16 protein-coding genes and 3 pseudogenes are annotated in these 16,917 nt (G+C 69.7%); 10 read left to right on the top strand and 9 right to left on the bottom strand.

What is annotated here, in order from left to right:
- Positions 1-30 precede the first annotated feature (30 nt).
- The 6 genes from VF612_RS09440 to VF612_RS09415 form a co-directional block, all read right to left on the bottom strand.
- Positions 31-1,230, bottom strand: a complete 1,200-nt coding sequence (locus tag VF612_RS09440; RefSeq protein WP_408659600.1) for an allantoate amidohydrolase — start codon at positions 1,228-1,230, stop codon at positions 31-33.
- A gap of 33 nt (positions 1,231-1,263) precedes the next feature.
- Complete coding sequence (locus tag VF612_RS09435) at positions 1,264-2,193, bottom strand: ABC transporter substrate-binding protein (RefSeq protein WP_408659599.1); 930 nt, start codon at positions 2,191-2,193, stop codon at positions 1,264-1,266.
- 60 nt (positions 2,194-2,253) lie between these two features.
- Positions 2,254-3,006 (bottom strand): ABC transporter permease, encoded by a 753-nt coding sequence (locus tag VF612_RS09430; protein WP_408659598.1) that lies wholly within the window; start codon positions 3,004-3,006, stop codon positions 2,254-2,256.
- Positions 3,003-3,647: an ABC transporter permease gene (locus tag VF612_RS09425; protein ID WP_408659597.1), complete on the bottom strand. Its 645-nt coding sequence runs from the start codon at positions 3,645-3,647 to the stop codon at positions 3,003-3,005. The genes VF612_RS09430 and VF612_RS09425 overlap by 4 nt, the downstream gene beginning before the upstream one ends.
- Positions 3,644-4,816 carry an ABC transporter ATP-binding protein gene (locus VF612_RS09420; RefSeq protein ID WP_408659596.1) on the bottom strand — a complete coding sequence of 391 codons (1,173 nt, stop codon included), beginning with the start codon at positions 4,814-4,816 and terminating at the stop codon, positions 3,644-3,646. The genes VF612_RS09425 and VF612_RS09420 overlap by 4 nt, the downstream gene beginning before the upstream one ends.
- A gap of 211 nt (positions 4,817-5,027) precedes the next feature.
- Positions 5,028-5,657, bottom strand: a complete 630-nt coding sequence (locus tag VF612_RS09415) for a GNAT family N-acetyltransferase (RefSeq protein WP_408659595.1) — start codon at positions 5,655-5,657, stop codon at positions 5,028-5,030.
- A 168-nt stretch (positions 5,658-5,825) separates the two neighbouring features.
- Here VF612_RS09415 and hutU point away from each other — a divergent pair, with 168 nt between their 5' ends.
- Both hutU and VF612_RS09405 read left to right on the top strand, forming a co-directional pair.
- Complete coding sequence (gene hutU / locus VF612_RS09410) at positions 5,826-7,493, top strand: urocanate hydratase (protein ID WP_408659594.1); 1,668 nt, start codon at positions 5,826-5,828, stop codon at positions 7,491-7,493.
- Positions 7,494-7,839: 346 nt separating this feature from the next.
- Entirely contained in the window at positions 7,840-8,388 is a 549-nt protein-coding gene (locus VF612_RS09405; protein WP_408659593.1) for a hypothetical protein, read from the top strand.
- A gap of 46 nt (positions 8,389-8,434) precedes the next feature.
- On the opposite strand, the gene VF612_RS09400 is transcribed toward VF612_RS09405, so the two are convergent.
- Positions 8,435-9,421 (bottom strand): hypothetical protein, encoded by a 987-nt coding sequence (locus VF612_RS09400; RefSeq protein ID WP_408659592.1) that lies wholly within the window; start codon positions 9,419-9,421, stop codon positions 8,435-8,437.
- A gap of 977 nt (positions 9,422-10,398) precedes the next feature.
- Between VF612_RS09400 and VF612_RS09395 the strand changes: the two are divergent.
- Together VF612_RS09395 and VF612_RS09390 are read left to right on the top strand one after the other, a co-directional pair.
- Positions 10,399-10,619 (top strand): annotated as a pseudogene (locus VF612_RS09395) (urocanate hydratase); the annotation flags it as partial.
- 979 nt (positions 10,620-11,598) lie between these two features.
- Positions 11,599-12,795 (top strand): hypothetical protein, encoded by a 1,197-nt coding sequence (locus tag VF612_RS09390; RefSeq protein ID WP_408659591.1) that lies wholly within the window; start codon positions 11,599-11,601, stop codon positions 12,793-12,795.
- Between the two features lie 7 nt (positions 12,796-12,802).
- Here the strand turns inward: VF612_RS09390 and VF612_RS09385 are convergent, their stop codons facing one another.
- A complete protein-coding gene (locus tag VF612_RS09385) occupies positions 12,803-13,513 on the bottom strand; it encodes an alpha/beta hydrolase (protein WP_408659590.1) in 711 nt (236 codons plus the stop codon).
- A gap of 195 nt (positions 13,514-13,708) precedes the next feature.
- On the opposite strand from VF612_RS09385, the gene VF612_RS09380 reads away from it, so the two are divergent.
- The 6 genes and pseudogenes from VF612_RS09380 to VF612_RS09355 form a co-directional block, all read left to right on the top strand.
- Complete coding sequence (locus VF612_RS09380) at positions 13,709-14,140, top strand: DUF4190 domain-containing protein (protein ID WP_408659589.1); 432 nt, start codon at positions 13,709-13,711, stop codon at positions 14,138-14,140.
- A gap of 76 nt (positions 14,141-14,216) precedes the next feature.
- A complete protein-coding gene (locus VF612_RS09375) occupies positions 14,217-14,546 on the top strand; it encodes a DUF4190 domain-containing protein (protein ID WP_408659588.1) in 330 nt (109 codons plus the stop codon).
- A gap of 143 nt (positions 14,547-14,689) precedes the next feature.
- On the top strand, positions 14,690-15,265 hold the full coding sequence (locus tag VF612_RS09370; RefSeq protein WP_408659587.1) for an HhH-GPD-type base excision DNA repair protein: 576 nt from the start codon (positions 14,690-14,692) through the stop codon (positions 15,263-15,265).
- A gap of 122 nt (positions 15,266-15,387) precedes the next feature.
- Entirely contained in the window at positions 15,388-15,807 is a 420-nt protein-coding gene (locus tag VF612_RS09365) for a prevent-host-death protein (protein WP_408659586.1), read from the top strand.
- 38 nt (positions 15,808-15,845) lie between these two features.
- Positions 15,846-16,235, top strand: a complete 390-nt coding sequence (locus VF612_RS09360; RefSeq protein ID WP_408659585.1) for a cytotoxic translational repressor of toxin-antitoxin stability system — start codon at positions 15,846-15,848, stop codon at positions 16,233-16,235.
- A 130-nt stretch (positions 16,236-16,365) separates the two neighbouring features.
- Positions 16,366-16,668, top strand: a pseudogene (locus VF612_RS09355) (amidohydrolase family protein); the annotation flags it as partial.
- Here the strand turns inward: VF612_RS09355 and VF612_RS09350 are convergent.
- Positions 16,647-16,889, bottom strand: a pseudogene (locus VF612_RS09350) (amidohydrolase family protein); the annotation flags it as partial. The pseudogenes VF612_RS09355 and VF612_RS09350 sit on opposite strands and share 22 nt — an antisense overlap.
- Positions 16,890-16,917: the final 28 nt, after the last annotated feature.

Genomic DNA, 16,917 nt, shown 5'->3' with positions numbered 1-16,917 from the left:
CGGCCCCGCTGGTCAGCCGGCAGTAGCCGGTCATCCGGCAAGCTCCGCCACCACCGAGGTGAGCGCCCGGACGCCGGCGTGGCAGTCCGAGGCCTCGGCGTGCTCGGCCGGCGAGTGCGAGACACCGGTGGGATTGCGGACGAACAGCATGGCGGTGGGAACGCCTGCGTTGGCCAGGATGCCGGCGTCGTGTCCTGCCCCGGTGCCGAGCACCGGGGCGTCGGGCAGCACCGAACCGACCCGGGCGGCAAGGCCTGGATCGAAGCCGGTGGCCTCCGTCCAGGACTCCTGCTCCAGGCTGCCCCCGGCGTCGCCGGCCAGCGCGCGCAGCTCGGCCACCACCGCCAGCACCTGCTCGGCGTCCGGGCCGCGGGCATCGAGCCAGGCGGTGACCTGGGACGGGATCGCGTTGACCCCGTTGGGGAACACGCTGACCTTGCCCATGGTGGCCACCGAGTTCCGGCGCTCGGCCGCCTCCCGCGCCGCCAGGATCAGCCGTGCGTAGGCCAGCATCGGGTCCCGGCGATCGGCCAGCCGGGTGGTCCCGGCATGGTTGGCCTCGCCGGGCAGCTCGATCCGCCAACGGCCGTGCGGCCAGATCTGCGAGCCCACCGCGACGGGCTGCCCCAGCTCCACCAGTCCGCGGCCCTGCTCGACGTGCAGCTCGACGAAGCAGCCGATCAGGTCGAGGGTGTCCCGGTCGGCGCCGACGCCGTCGGGGTCCAGTCCGGCCGCGCGCATCGCCACCGCCATGCTGGTTCCGTCGGCGTCGGACAGCGCCCGCGCCCGGTCGGCGGCCAGCGCGCCGGTGATCAGCCGGGACCCGGCGCACGCGATGCCGAACCGGGCGCCCTCCTCGTCACCGAAGTTGACGATGCCGATCGGCCGGCGGGGCTGGACGCCCTGGCTCCGCAGGGCGTCCACGGCAGCGAACGCCGACACCACGCCCAGCGGACCGTCGAAGGCGCCGCCGTCGGGGACGGAGTCCAGATGGCTGCCGATCACCACCCCACGCTGCCCGGACGACGGCTCCCCCCACCACGCCCACTGGTTGCCGGCGCGGTCCAGCACCAGCGACAGGCCGCGGGTGGCCGCCTGGCCGGCGAACCACTCCCGCAGGTCATGGTCGGCGCGCGTCCAGGCGAACCGCCGGTAGCCACCGGTAGCGGCCGACCGGCCGATCGGGCTGAGCTCGTCCCACATCCGGTCGAAGGACGGCTGGTCGGCCATCGCCGGTCAGCTTCGAGTCAACGCAGGCCGGCGCTAAACCAGCCCGGCGTCGGCGAGCCACTTCTGGGCCACCGTCTCGGGGCTCTGCTTCTCCAGCGACACCTGCTCGTTCAGCTTGATCAGGTCATCGGTGGTGAGCTTGGCCGACACCGCGTCCAGGGCCGACTTCACCGTGGCCGAGGCCTTGGTGCTGTTGATCAGCGGCACCACGTTCTGCGCGGTGTAGAGGTTCTTCGGGTCCTCCAGGACGACCCAGCCGTTCTTGGCGATCAGCGGATCGGTGGTGAAGATGTCACCGGCGTCGATCTGGCCGTTCTTGAGGGAGTTCTGGGTGAGCGGGCCCCCAGGATCCAGCTTCTTGAAGGTCTTGAACTTCACGCCGTAGGACTTCTCCAAGCCCGGAACGCCGTCGGGCCGGGTCTGGAACTCAGGGGCCGCGCCGAGCGTGAGCTTGTCCGCGACGGCGGCCAGGTCGGCGATCGACTTCAGGTTGTACTTGGCCGCGGTCTCCTTGGTGACCACGATGGCGTCCTTGTTCTCGGCGGCGGACTGCTGCAGGACGGTCAGCGGCTGCGGGGTGGCCTTCTGCAGGGCGGCATAGACGTCGGCATTGCTGACCGCGGTGGCGGTCTTGTCGAAGTACTGCAGCAGCACGCCGGAGTACTCCGGGATCAGGTCGATCGAGCCGTCCTTCACCGCCGGGATGTAGGTCTCGCGAGTGCCGATGTTGAGCTTGGTGCTGACCTTGACGCCCTTGGCCTTGAGAGCGCCTGCGTAGATGTTGGCCAGCACGACGTTCTCCTGGAAGTTCGCCGAGCCGATCACGATGGTGTCGGTGGGAGCGGTCGAGCCGCCGCCACCGGCCGGGGCCTTGCCGGTGGGGTCGGAGCTGCTGCCACACGCGGTGACCAGCAGCAGGCCGGCGCCGACGGCAGCCGCGGCCAGGGCACGGATCGATGTCATGTCGAATCTCCTGTCGTTTGCCCAGATCATAGTGCGAGCCCTCAGCAAGGCTCGGACCGCTCAGGTCAGTGGGGCGGCGGCGATGACCGCCTTCTGCTCCGCAGGGTCGACGATGCGCTTGCGGGAGTACCGGCCGGTGATGCCCCGGGACACCGCGTAGCGCTGGACCACCGCGAGCGCGACGTCGATCAGCAGGGCCAGCACGGCGACCAGCACCGCGCCGGAAGCCATCTGCGGATAGTCCTGCTGGGCAAGGCCGTCGATCAGGTAGCGGCCCAGCCCGCCGAGGGACACGTAGGCGGTGATCGTCGCGGTGGCGATCACCTGCAGGAACGAGCTGCGGATGCCGGAGAAGATCAGCGGCAGCGCATTGGGCAATTCCACCTGCCAGAGCGTCTGGCTGCCCCGCATCCCCATTCCCTGCGCCGCGTCCCGCACCGCCGGATCCACCGCGCTGACCCCGGCATAGGTGTTGGTCAGCATGGACGGAATGGCCAGCAACACCAAGACGATCTCGCTCGGGATGAGGTAGGTCGCCTCCCCGGTGCTGTGGATGTGCGGGGCGATCAGGATGACGAAGAAGGTGAGCAGGCCCACCGTCGGCAGCGCCCGGAACGAGTTGGCGATGGCTACCACCGCGAAGCCGCCGCGGCCGGTGTGGCCGATCAGCAGCCCGAGCGGCAACGCGATCGCGGCGGCGATCAGCAGCGCGATCAGCGAGTACTGCAGGTGCTCCTTCAGATGGATCGGGATGCCGTCGGGACCGTGCCAGTGCTCGGCGGCGGAAAGCCAGTTCCAGATATCGGTGATCATCGCGCCACCGCCCGCCGCCACGGCGTCAGGACGCGGGCCGCCAGCTGGATCACGGTGTCGAAGAGCAGGGCCAGCAGCACCGACAGCAGGATGCCGAGCAGGATCGGGGCCTGGTAGCTGAGCTGGAAGCCGTTGGTGAACAGCTGGCCCAGCTCGGGAACCCCGATCAGCGCCGCCACCGACACCAGGCTGACATTGGACACCGCCGCCACCCGCAGCCCCGCCGCGATCACCGGCACCGCGATGGGCAGTTCCACCTTGAGCAACCGGCCGATCCTGCGGTAACCCATGGCGGTGGCAGCCTGCAGCACCTCGTTGGGCACCGCGCCCAGCGCATCGGCCACCACCCGGACCAGCAGCGCCACGGTGTAGATCGTCAGCGCCACCACCACGTTGTTCGGATCCAGGATCCGGGTCTTGAGCAGCCCCGGCAGCAGGATGAACAGCGCCAGCGAGGGGATCGTGTACAGCAGCCCGGCCACCGTCACCAGCGGCGGGTAGAGCCAGCGGTAGCGGCGGGCCAGCCAGCCCAGCGGCAACGCGATCAGCAGGCCCAGCACCAGCGGCAGCGCCGAGAGCCAGGCATGCCAGGCCAGCCAGTTGAGGACCTGGTCCTGGTTGTCCCTGAAGTACTGGATCACTGGCTGCCCCCGACGGGTTGCTCAACGACCGGTTGCCCGACGGCCTGTTGCCCGACGGCCTGTTGCTGCTCGGCCGGCTGGGCCGCCGAGCGCTGCTCGATCACGGCCAGCACCTCGGCGGCGGTGACGGTGCCGGCCAGCCGGCCGGTCCCGTCCACGATCACCCCGCGCCCGGACGGCGAGGACAGGCAGGCGTCCAGGTAGGAACGCAACGAGCCGTCCTGGTCGGCCACCGTGCCGCCCCGGTGCAGCAGGTCCTCGGTGACGGACTTCGCACGGTCTACCTCGGCCAGCCGCAGCCAGCCCTGCGGCGCGCCCTGGTCATCGACGGCCAGCAGCCAGCCATCGGCGGATTCGGCGCCGGCCAGCGCCGAACCCATCGCGATGGTCGCCTCGTCCCGGATGGCCAGCTTGCCGGCAGGGGTGAAGCCCAGCGCCCGGTAGCCACGGTCCCGGCCGACGAAGGCCGCCACGAACGCGTCGGCCGGCTCGCTCAGCAACTGTCCCGGGGTGGCCAGCTGGGCCAGCCGGCCACCGACCCGCAGCACCGCGACCTGGTCGCCGAGCTTGATCGCCTCGTCGATGTCATGGGTCACGAACACGATCGTCTTGCCCAGCTCGTTCTGCAGCCGCAGGAACTCCTCCTGCAATTGATCGCGCGCGATTGGATCGACTGCGCTGAATGGCTCATCCATCAGCATCACCGGCGGATCGGCGGCCAGCGCACGGGCCACTCCGACTCGCTGCTGCTGGCCACCGGACAGCTGGGCGGGGTAGCGGTCGGCGAAGTGGCCGGGCAGGCCGACCCGTTCCAGCAGCTCCCGGCTGCGGGCCCGGGCCTTCTTGCGGTCCCAACCCAGCAGCAACGGCACCGTGGCGATGTTGTCCAGGATCGTCCGGTGCGGGAACAGCCCGGCGTGTTGGATCACGTACCCGATCTGGCGGCGCAACTCGTGGGTGGGGATGGTCGAGGTGTCCTTGTCGTCAAGCCAGATCTTGCCCGACGTCGGCTCGATCATCCGGTTGATCATCCGGAGCGAGGTGGTCTTGCCGCAGCCGGACGGCCCGACGAACACGGTGATCTGCCCGGAAGGCGCCACCAGGTCCAGTGAGTCGACGGCCACCGTGCCGTCGGGATAATGCTTGGAAACCTTGTCGAAGCGGATCACAAGCGGTCACTTTTCTGCCGGTCGAGGCGCTGCCTCGAGTGGAAACGTCACGCCCTCCGCCGGACCGTTGCCTGGTCAGCCGGCGTGAACGTGCATTGTTCCACCGCGCGTCCGATATGTAAGCCCCGCGCGCCGCCGCGCCGTCCGGGCTGCCGGCGCTGGACGCCGCCCAGCGGTTGATCCCGGCGCTGGCCGAGCTGGTGGTTGACTCCTACGACGGCTGACCGGGCGGGAGGTCACCGTCCGGCGGCGTCCACTCGTCGGCCAGCAACGCATAGCCGATGCCGTCCAGCCACGCCCCGGACCGGTGCAGCGACTCGCGGACGGTGTACAGCTCCCGGCGCATGCCGACCCGCTCCATCAGCCGCCACGACGCCTCGTTGTCGGCGAAGCAGTTGGCCGTCACCCGGCGCAGGCCCAGCTCGGTGAAGCACAGCCGGATCAGCTCGCGGACCGCTTCGGTGGCGTAGCCGCGTCCGGAGTGGTCGGGAGAGAAGACCCACCCGAGCTCGGCCTGCACGCCGCGGGCCTGCTCGGCGACCTCGGCCTGTGACCAGGCGTCCTCGACGGCGACCATCAGGTCGCCGATCACCGCGCCGTCGAGTTCGACGATCAGCGCATTCGCCAGCCGGGAAGGGTCGGCGAACATCGCGCGGTACTCCTCGAACGTGGCAGGCATGCTGGTCAGCCAGTTGCTGACGGCCTCCAGCTGCCGATATCCCCAGGTCGTCTCGGCGTCGCCGGGAACAGCTACCCGTAGCTGGAGCCGGGCGGTGCGCACCGGCCAGCGGACCGCCTCCAGCGGGGAGCCCGCAGCCGGCTCCGGACCGGCCTGGGGCATCGTCTCCTGCTCAGCCGTTCCCGCTGGCCGATCGACCCGCGTGTCGTTCTGTGGTGCCGCCACCAGGTACCCCCGTCCTCATCCGCCACCATGATGACGCCCACCCGCTGGCCGCCGCGCGCCGCGCCACCACCCCCGGTCTGGCCAACCGCAGCCGGACGAGCCACCATGGCAGCCATGACTTCTTCGACACGGGTGATCCGCGCGGCCCGCGGAACCGAACTCAGCGCGCTGGGCTGGCAGACCGAGGCGCCGCTGCGGATGCTGATGAACAACCTCGATCCCGAGGTGGCCGAGCACCCCGAGGACCTGGTGGTCTACGGCGGCACCGGCAAGGCGGCCCGGGACTGGAACAGCTACGACGCGATCGTCCGGACGCTCACCACCCTGAAGCTGGACGAGACCCTGCTGGTGCAGTCGGGCCGTCCGGTCGGGGTGATGCAGACGCACGAGTGGGCGCCGCGGGTGCTGATCGCCAACTCCAACCTGGTGGGCGACTGGGCCAACTGGGAGGAGTTCCGCCGGCTGGAGCAGCTCGGGCTGACCATGTACGGCCAGATGACCGCCGGCTCCTGGATCTACATCGGCACCCAGGGCATTCTGCAGGGCACCTACGAGACCTTCGCGGCGGTGGCGGCGAAGAAGTTCAACGGCACCCTGGCCGGCACCATCACGCTGACCGCCGGCCTGGGCGGGATGGGTGGCGCCCAGCCGCTGGCGGTCACCATGAACGACGGGGTGGCGATCTGCATCGACTGCGACCCCAGCCGGATCGCGCGCCGGATCGAGCACAGGTACCTCGACGTGCAGGCCGATTCCCTGCAGCACGCGCTGGACCTGGCGGTAGAGGCCCGCGATGCCCGCCGGCCGCTGTCGATCGGGCTGCTCGGCAACGCCGCGTCGCTGGTGCCGCAAATGCTGGCCAACGGCGCCCCGATCGACATCGTCACCGACCAGACCTCCGCGCACGACCCGCTGGCCTACCTGCCGATCGGGGTCGAGTTCGAGGACATGAAGGAGTACGCCGCCCGCAAGCCGGAGGAGTTCACCGGACGGGCCCGGGCCTCGATGGCCCGCCACGTCGAGGCGATGGTGGGCTTCGCCGACGCCGGCGCCGAGGTCTTCGACTACGGCAACTCCATCCGCGGCGAGGCCCAGCTGGCCGGCTACTCCCGCGCCTTCGCCTTTCCCGGCTTCGTCCCGGCCTACATCCGCCCGCTGTTCGCCGAGGGCAAGGGCCCGTTCCGCTGGGCGGCGCTGTCGGGCGACCCGAAGGACATCGCCCGCACCGACCGGGCGGTGCTCGAGCTGTTCCCGGAGAACGAGTCGCTGCGCCGGTGGATCACCATGGCGCAGGAACGGGTGCACTTCCAGGGCCTGCCGGCCCGGATCTGCTGGCTGGGCTACGGCGAGCGGGACAAGGCTGGCCTGGCGTTCAACGACCTGGTCGCCCGGGGCGAGATCAGCGCGCCGGTGGTGATCGGGCGCGACCACCTGGACGCGGGCTCGGTCGCCTCGCCGTACCGGGAGACCGAGGCGATGGCCGACGGCTCCGACGCGATCGCGGACTGGCCGCTGCTCAACGCGATGATCAACGTCGCCAGTGGCGCCACCTGGGTCTCCATCCACCACGGCGGCGGGGTGGGGATGGGCCGCTCGATCCACGCGGGCCAGGTCAGCGTCGCCGACGGCACGCCGCTGGCCGCGGAGAAGCTGGCCCGGGTGCTGAGCAACGACCCGGGGATGGGCGTGATCCGGCACGTCGATGCCGGCTACCCGCGCGCCGACGAGGTCGCCGCCGAGCGCGGGGTACGGGTGCCGATGCGCGAGCAGTGAGGCTTTCGGCGAACGGCCGTGCGATCGCGCGGGGTTGTTCATCTCGGCCGTCACCGCGGGCATCTTGTCCACCAGCGGCAGCGCCGCCCACCTATCTGCGAGATGACATCGCGCAGCTCTGCCGGCACCCCGATGCCGAGGCGCCGCATCCGGGCGACCCAGCCGCTGCTGGCAGGCCTCATGATCACAATTACCGACTTGTAGTTCCGAGAATGGGGTTATGGGATGGTTCGGCTACCTCTACCTTCGTAGACGCCAAGCCGCGGCCTGGCAGGCACTGTAGTCAGCAGCCGTTCACCACCGAGAGGGGTCGATCAACGCAGTGGTTGACCCAGCCTCCGGACACATGCCGACCATCGCCGAACTCGTCCGGCAGAAGCTCGCTACTGGCTTGACCCTCCGCCAACTCGAAGAGCGCTCCGGCGGCTCGGTGCCCTATCAGACGTTCGGCAAGATCAGCAAGGGCGCGGTCAAGGGCTGGCCGAAGTCGCGCGAGGTCATCGAAGGTACGGCGCACGCCCTGGGTGTAGACCCTCGCGAGGTCGTGCTGAGCTACGCCGCCCAGTTCGAGATCGACGTGTCGGAGGATCGGTCGCTGCTGGCGTCTATGCTGCCGGCGTCGACCGGGACGCTCACGATCGAGCAGGCGCAAGCGGTAGCGGAGCTGATCAAGGCGTTCACCGCGCCTACTGCCGCGGTCTCACCGGCGCAAGCACCGCTGCTGGACATCTCCACGTTCACCACCGCGGAGCGGCGGCAGGTCACCGATCTTCTATTCGAGCTGGGCGACCGTACCCGGGCAGCTGGCGTGGATGGGCTCACCACTTTCGCGGCGGTCTTGTCATTTCTCGAGAGTGTGCTGGCGTCCGCCGTTGAAGGATCGGAAGGCAGCTAGCCCCTGGGTGGCCGCCGGGCGGGAAAGACAGCTAGTCCTGCCGCGGCTACCAGTTCCGGTGGACCCCGGCCGCGGCACGGCGGCCCATCAGGTCAGACATCGCCTCGATCAGCAACGCCTCTAGCTCGGAGTCTGCCGTTGTCGCGCAGCCGAGCGCCGCGTGCACCCCTGCAGCGGCCAGGTCGGCTCTAAAGCCGGTGCTCAGGAAGGGGCCGGCCGCCCGCCGGCCGACGGGGATCAGCACCACGATCTGCCTGGTTCCGTACCGGCCCAGCAAGTCCGTGGGGGCGAGGCCGGACTCGATGGACTGCAGGATGCGCAACTCCTGGCCGGCCTCGTCCGGGTCGATCATGAGCAGGGCGACGTGGCCGTGCACGTCATGGAGCTTCTGCTGGGCTTGAACCATCCACGCCGTTTCGGACCACAGTCGGGTGGTCGGGTCGAACGATTCGGTGACCTCGACGACGTGCCGAAGCGAGGCGAGGTGCAAGCCGTACAGCAGCACCAACGCGCCGACCGCGAGCAACGGGTGCCAGTAGAGCATGGCCAAGCCCACCCCGGCGCCCACTCCCTGAGTGCTGACCTCGATTAGATGCAGCCGCGGGTCAAGGAACATCCGCAAACCGCTACGGCCGCCTGAGACGTAGTACAGCGCCGCGACGTACCCAACGTTCAGCAGGCAAACAGTGGGCACTGCTAGCGCGGCGCCACTTGGCCCTGGGACATGGTCCACCACGATGGCCGCAGCCAAATATGCGCCGGCCAACCCCGCGACGCTGACGGCATATTTGACCGGCCGGCCATCCTGGTGCACCTTCCGCGATGGCCACTCACCGAGCGCGGCGACCATTACGAGCGCCGCTACAAGCGGCAAGGGGAGCACTACAGCCCCCGCGAACGTCCATACGCCGGTCATATCGGGAACGCGATCAAGACTAACGGCGCGCCGTAATCGCTCCACCCGCCTCAGGGAGGTCGAATAAGCGAGACTCAGCGTTATCAAGAGCGCGAAGTACTCAATCGCATGGGTCATTTTCGCGCGCCTGTCATCGAATGGAGAGGGGGCTTGGGTATGTCTAGCTGGCACTGGGGTTAAACGCGCTCAACAAGGGTGCCCGGGACAGCTGACACTGTCTCGGGCCTCCTTTTCTAGATGACATACTGACTAGATCACAGCGATGGAAGGGGGTGTAGTCGATGTCGCGTCAGTGGGGCTGGCCGTAAACACGCGCGTGTGATCAGCAGGGTTAAGGCGCGGCCGGACAGGCCGCGCCTTCCCGCCGAGCAAACTGTCTCTCATCGCAATCCCCCGTATCAACCGTGACAGACCGTACCCGCCATGTTCGGACCTGTCACCACTGGTAGACACTAAAACGTGGCAGTACACACGAACCCTCTGCCTGGTGTGCTCAAACGCGCCTCGCTCGATGGTGCATCATCCGGGTTTCCCCTTGCGCCGTAGGGCGCGCACGCGCGGTGGTGTCTCGCTAGCGCTGCGTGAACCGGAATCAAACTGCGTCGTTAGGGCCAGCCATGGGTGGTTTGACCAGCTGCACGAGTGGTCGTTGGAGTATGCCAGGTTGCGTTTCCTCAGAACCCGGGATGCGAAATCAGTCAGGCTTATCACTGCCTCACTCATGCAAGATGCTGCTGACGGGAGCATTGGAGGCAAGGCTCGAACCTTGCCTCAAGCAGCAAGCTCGGGAACTCAAGGCCGCGGTATCAGCAACAGAGGGCAAAGTTTACGCATGAGGAACCGATAGCATTTCTAGACACTTCGTCTATAGCGGTGCTGCAATACGTCGGGCGTCCTCGTCAGCAGCTTGGGTTATTAATGAGCTAAGCGGGCCTGTCATTACCGAATCCATGACAGCAGCGGAGTAGTGAGATGACAGGGTGTAGCTACACGTCCCACTAGACGAATTGCCTACAAGCGCTTATCGCCCCTGCCATTTATCTTGCCGATGCGAGCGCTGGATTCGGCCCGGGCTGCTCCGCTGGTTCCGTGACGAAGCGGCGGCCGACGGCTCCGATGCGATCGCGGACTGGCCCTCTGCTCAACGCGATGATCGGCGTCGCTGACGGCACGCCGCTGGCCGCGGAGAAGCTGGCCCGGGCGCTGAGCAACGACCCGGGGATGGGCGTGATCCGCCCACGTCGATGCCGGCTACCCGCGCGCCGAGGAAGTCGCCGCCGAGCGCGGGGTACGGGTGCCGATGCGCGAGCAGTGACCTGGGGACGAACCCGCCTCGCATCCGGCGCGAGACTGTTAGCCTTCCCGGCTGTCACTGTGCGTAACTGAACCCGGCCGGGCCCCCCTCCAAGCTGGTTGCGCTGAGGAGGTCACCGTGCTGCCGGATGCCCGGCCGTTCACCGCAACCGATGCCGACCGCTGGCTGCATGCGGGGCTCCCCCGGTGGGTCACCAGCATCGCCCTACCCTCGCTGTGGGCCGTCGCGCTGGTGGTGGCAGCCGTGACCGACAGCACGCGGTGCACGCCACAGGATCCCTCGGTCTGCGGGCCCGACTCGATCTTCGCGTTCGCGTTCGTAGTGGTGATGGCGACGCCGGTGCTGCTGTGGTGGATGCCGGTGCTCGGCTGCGCGGCGGGAGTCCTGTTCGCACTCGCCGACCTTCGCTACGACGACGTGCAGGGCGCGCGCTGGGCGTTCGGGCTGCACGGGCTGCTGTGCGCGCTGGTCGCGGTTCGACTGGTGTGGGGCGCCGCCCAGCAGCGCCGGATCGCGGGCGCGGCGTCGGCCGGCGGGCGTATCCCCGCAGCGGGGGACGTACCCAGCGATGCCTTTGCGAGCTCCCCTCCCAGGTGGACGGCCGCAGGTCTGCTGGTGCTCGCCGGCATCGGGTTCTTCGCCTGGTACGGGCACGAGGTGTCCGACGAGCAGGCGCATCTGCGGCGGGCGGTCCAGGTGCAGGGACGGATCGTGGCGGTCCGTTCGGACGAATCCATCAAGGTCGCGGTCCGCACGCCGTCGGCCGGCACTCGGGAGTATCGGCTCGGGGTCTATGACTACACCGACTCCTACCCGCTGCGCTCGAGCACCCCGGTGTTGCTGGACCCGCAGGACCCGGATTGGATCCGGCAGGTGGCTGAGCCGCGGGACTCGACCGGCTGGCAGTCCGCCGGCGCTGGCTGCTTCGCGCTGGCGTTCTGCTTGCTGCTGCACCGGGAACGCTGGCGTCGGGGCCTGCGTGCGCTGGGCTCGAGCGACCATCCGGCGCTGCGGGTCAGGATCCGTCCCGACGAGGAGGGGACGCGCGCTGATCCTGCCTGCGCTCGGTGGCGAGCCCACCGCAGCTGCCGAACGCCCGATCGGCAGGCTCGCGGTGGTCGCGGCGCCACCCTCGCCAGGACCGCGCGATGCGGACGCCGGAGCGGGACCCTGGCAGGACCGCGAGGGCTGGGACGATCCATCCGAGCAGGACCGGCACCCGGCCGAGCAGGACCGGCGCCTGGCCGAGGAGGACGGGGACGACGACGGCTGGGACGACGAGGGCTGGGACTACGAGACCCAGGCCGCCTTCGGCCGCAGCTGGCGTGGCGAGGAGCCGCCCGACGAGCGGTTCCTGCCGGCGGAGGTCATCGAGGACGCCGTGCTGGTCGGCGCCCTGCACGATCGCGGCATCGCGATGCTGGTCACCGCCGATGCGGTGCTGCTGCCGACGGGACGGCTGCGGGCCGGTCGGCTGCGCCGGCAGGAAACGTCGGCGAGCGGAGCACCAGAGGCGAGCCGGCCCTGGCCGCTGGCCCTCTGGCGGCGGCTGGCGGGCCGCCGGGGGACCTCGGCTGACCGCGACGTGTCGACGGGCGAGGACGAGCTGTTCTCAGGCGTGCCGGTGCGGCTGGAGAACCTGCGGCAGCCCCCTGACCTGCCACTCACAGCTCGGCCGCCCGGCCGGATCAGGGTGGTCGGAGCGCTCATGCTGCTGGCCGGTTTCGTCGGGTACCCGGTCTTGGTTTGGCTGCTCCGGCCGAATCCCGTGGAGGCGGCGCTGATGACCGCGGCGTTCGCCCGGCTGGCCCGCGCCGGCGCGGCGCGGCTCCTCAACCATCTGCGGCTCAGCCATCACCAGTTCGAGATAGCGGGCACCTGGCGTATCCACTCGGTTCCGTGGGACCGGCTGCACGGGGTCCGCCGGGGCGGCGAGATGCTGTCGGTGGCCTGGCAACCCGACATCGTGATCGACGTCGGCCCGTTCGCCGCCCCCGGCGGCGAGTCCGGCCGGCGGGACCGTGCCGAGCAGCTGGGCGCGGCGATGCTGCTGCAACGCCGGCGGGCGCTGCTGGGCGGCCTGCCGGGGCGCGAGATCAGCAGCCGTCCGAGCCTGACCTGGCTCGTGCTGGCCGGCGCCGCCGTGGTCGCTCTGCTCTCCCTCTGGCGGTGGTAGCAGCCGTTCAGCCGGGAGACCGCTGCGCCAGCGGTTCGACGGCCGCCGTGGCCAGGTCGGCCGGCACCGTGTGGCCGCCGGCGAACTCGCGGTAGTCCACCTGGTAGCCGTCCGCCCGCAGCAGCGGGACGATCCGACGGCTGCAGCGGTCGATGGGCAGCACTGTGTCGGCCTTGCCGTGCGAGACGAACACGGCCGGCTTGCCCGCGCGGCGGCCGGGCACCGTGAATCCGGGCGAGAAGGCCAGGATCCGGCTGAACAGCTCGCCGTTGATCAGGCCGATCGTCAGCGCGTAGGAGGCGCCGTCGGAGAAGCCGGCCAGCGCGATGCGGGCCGGGTCCACCTCGAAGCGGTCGAACACCTCGACCAGCAATCGGTCCAGCACGGCGAGGTCGGGGCCGAAGGAGCCACCGATGATGTCCCAGGTGTAGCCGCGCGACTTCGGCGCCAGCAGCAGGAACCCGCCGCGTTCGGCATCGGCGCGCAGCACCGGCAGCGCCCGCTCGGGATGGCCGGTGGCGCCGTGCAGGAGCACCACCAGCGGCAGCCTGCCGCCGGTCGCCGGCGGCGGCACGAACAGCGCCGACTCGGCGTCCCCGGCGCTGTCCAGCCGGTGCAGCCCGGCTGGCAGCGGCTGGCCGGTGGGCGGCCCCGGCCGGGCCGAGAGCTGGCCGGCGCGCCAGCCGAGCTGGGCCTGCGCGGAGAAGGTGGCGCTCATCTGGTCCGTCCGGTCCGATTGGTGGCTCGTGGGTGATGTTCGTGCTCGCCGGGCGTTGATCGCGTTTCGCTGAGCTGCTGTCTGCGCTTGGCGAGGACCGTCTGGGTTTGACGGGTCGGTGTGAGGGTGCATGATGATCACACACCAAGTCGGGTCAAAACACGATCCCTGCCCCCTTCATAAGGAGCACCTCTCGTGACTGACAGCTCGTACGGCTCCAGTTCCTACGGCTCGATGCCGGCCTCCGGCCAGCCCGTCCCTCCCGCGCGTCCGGTCGGTGGCAGCGGGATGGCGACCGCGGCCCTGGTGCTCGGCATCCTGGCCGTGATCACCTCCTTCACCCTCATCGGCGGGGTGCTGCTCGGGCTGCTGGCGATCATCTTCGGCATCATCGGCCTGCGCCGCGCGAACCGGGGCCTGGCGCTCGGCCGGGGACGGGCGATCGCCGGCATCATCCTCGGCCTGCTCGGCATCGTGATCGCCGGCCTGCTCATCGCTGTGGGCGTGTCCCTGTTCAACTCGGAGGAGGGCAAGAACCTGCAGGACTGCCTCCGCGACGCCGGCAGCGACCAGACCCAGGTGCAGCAGTGCGAGGACCAGTTCCGCGACCAGGTCGGCGGCAGCTGAGCCGACCGCGGCAGTTCCTACGGCGATGCCGCCCCCAGGCCAGCCAGCCCAGCCCCCGCGGCCGGTGGTCGGCGGCATGGCAACCGCGGCCCTGGTGCTCGGCATCCTGGCCCCGATCACCTCGGCGGCCGAGTTCGGCGGGATCATCCTGGGTCTGCTTGCGGGTCTGCTTGCGGTGATCCTCGGCGTCCTCGCGCTGCGCAAGGCCCGTCGCGGCCTGGCCACCGGCCGGGGCCGGGCGATCACGGGCATCATCTTCGGCCTGCTGGGCCTCGCGATAGCGGCCGCGGTGTTCGCGATCCACCTGTCCTACCGGCAGGACTGCCTCCGCGACGCCGGCACCAATCAGAGCCAGCTCCAGCAGTGCGAGGACGTGTTCCGCGAGCGGGTCATCCACAACCCGTAGGCACATCGAGCCGTAGCAGGATCAACCGGATCTACGCGATGCGGCAACCCGCACAAGCTGACCCGTCTCGGGGCCGAGGCGCAGCGGGGCCGGTAGCTGGCCCTCGGCGCCATCTCGGTGGCTGTTTGTACCAAGATGGGCGCATGACGCTGCACCTGGCCACCACTGCGGACGCCAACGCGCTGCTGGCCGAGGACCCGCTGGCACTGCTTGTCGGCATGCTGCTGGACCAGCAGATCCCGATGGAGAAGGCGTTCACATCGCCGCAGGTGCTCGCCGAGCGGCTGGGGACGCCGCGGCTGGATGCGGCGCTGATCGCGGACTACGACGCCGCGGAGTTCGAGGAGCTGTTCCGGCGGGCGCCGGCGCTGCACCGGTTCCCGGCCGCGATGGCCAAGCGGGTGCAGGAGCTGTGCCGGGCGCTGGTCGAGCAGTACGACGGCGACACCGCCTCGGTGTGGACGACCGCCGCGGACGGCCGCGAGCTGGTGCGGCGGATCGCCGGGCTGCCCGGCTTCGGCGAGCAGAAGGCCCGGATCTTCACCGCGCTGCTCGGCAAGCAGTTCGGCGTCCGGCCGCCGGGTTGGGAGACCGCGGCGGCGGCGTACGGCGAGTCCGGCTCGTTCCGGTCGGTCGCCGACGTGGTGGACGGCGAGTCGCTGAAGAAGGTGCGTGACTTCAAGAAGCAGGCGAAGGCCGCCGCGAAGGCTGGCTCGTGAGCGAGCGCAGCACCGTCGGCGATACGTATCACGTACGCTCAGTACTTTACGTACTTGACGTACTTGTTGTTGGGGCGGATGCTGATCGTAGGGAAGCCACGTAGGACTTAGGGATGAGAGCAATGACCGCTGCCGTGCACTTCGAGACATACAGCTCTGCCAGGACCCACTTGAAGGATCTGCTCGATGCCGCGGCGGCTGGCCGGGCCGCTACTGTGCGCCGGGATGACGAGACTGCAGCCGTGGTCGATGCCGAACGGCTGCGGTACGCGCTAACCCAGCTGCGACCGTCCGAGGCTGTCGTGGTGGCCGAAGCTGGCGGCTGGTCCGCGTTCGTGCCCGGGCTGCCCATCGCTGGTGACGGCGACACGTTCGACGATGCGGTCAGCGATCTAGTCATGGCATTGCGGGAGTACGCCGATGACTGGAACGACCACCTGCTCACGGCGCCCAATCACCGGGAGAACTGGGGTCTCGTCCAACTGGTAGAGCTGTCGACCGATGAGCAACTTCGGGAGTGGGTTCTCGGACAGAGCCGGTGAGCCGGCTCCCCACGCGGAGCGATCATCACCGTTTCTGCATGGTAGAAGGCTGGCGGGAAGTCCGCAACGCTCGGGGGCAGAAGGTCAGACACCACGAAACCTTCGAGCTGGAATTGGACGATGGGCGCGTCCTGCGCACCCGCATCTCTCGGCCGGTCAACCGGGACACCTACGGCGAGCAGCTGTGGAGACACATTCTCACCGACCAGTTGATGGTCACCGAAGAAGCGTTCTGGCGTTGCGTGGAGGATGGCACGCTCCCGCCGCGCGGCGCGGCGGAGCATCCTCTGCCGGCCACCGCGATTCCCGCATCGCTGGTCTACCAGTTGCTTCACGAGGTCGGTCTGGACGAGCAGACCGTGGCCGGGATGAACCGGGAGGAAGCCATCGCCCGCATGCAATTGCATTGGTCCCAGCCACCGGCGTAAGAATCGCCGAAGCCGGAACACCAGGACCGGGTAACGTGCGGCCGATGATGTGGCTGCGACCGGCACGGCAGGATGGCCGTCGGCTCGCCCCAGCTTGGGTGCGACGCTACGAGCGACTAGCGGTAGCCAGGTGAGCCTGCTGCTGACCGGGATCGGGCTGCTGGTGACCCAGGACCCCGAGCTCGGCGAGATTCCCGACGCCGCGCTGGTGATCGAGGACGCCCGGCTGGCCTGGATCGGCCCCGCCATCCAAGCGCCCGAAGCCGACAGCGCCGTGGATCTCGGCGGCCGCTGCGTCCTGCCGGGGTTCGTCGACTCACACGCCCACCTGGTGTTCGCCGGCGACCGGGCCGAGGAGTTCGCCGCCCGGATGACCGGCCAGCCCTACACCGCGGGCGGCATCCGGTCCACGGTGGCCGCCACCGTGGTGGCGATCCCGCCGCCGTCGTAGGGCGCGCCGGTCATCCGGGCCTCGAACTCCGCGGCCCGGTCGCCGGCGAACACCAGGTGGGCGTGGCTGTCGACGAACCCGGGGACGACGGCCCGGCCGTCCAGGTCGACCCGCCGGTCGGCGTCCGGAGCGGACCCGGCGGGCCCCACCCACGTGACGACGCCGTCCTCGACGACCAGCGCGGCGTCGGTGACGGTGCCCAGCGGGCCCGGCCCGAGCGCCGGGTCGTTG

It is taken from the genome of Jatrophihabitans sp., assembly GCF_036388195.1.
Classification (GTDB): Bacteria; Actinomycetota; Actinomycetes; order Mycobacteriales; family Jatrophihabitantaceae; genus Jatrophihabitans_A.
The sequence above is the reverse complement of the archived record's forward strand: the minus strand, read 5'-3'. Positions and strand labels throughout refer to the sequence as shown.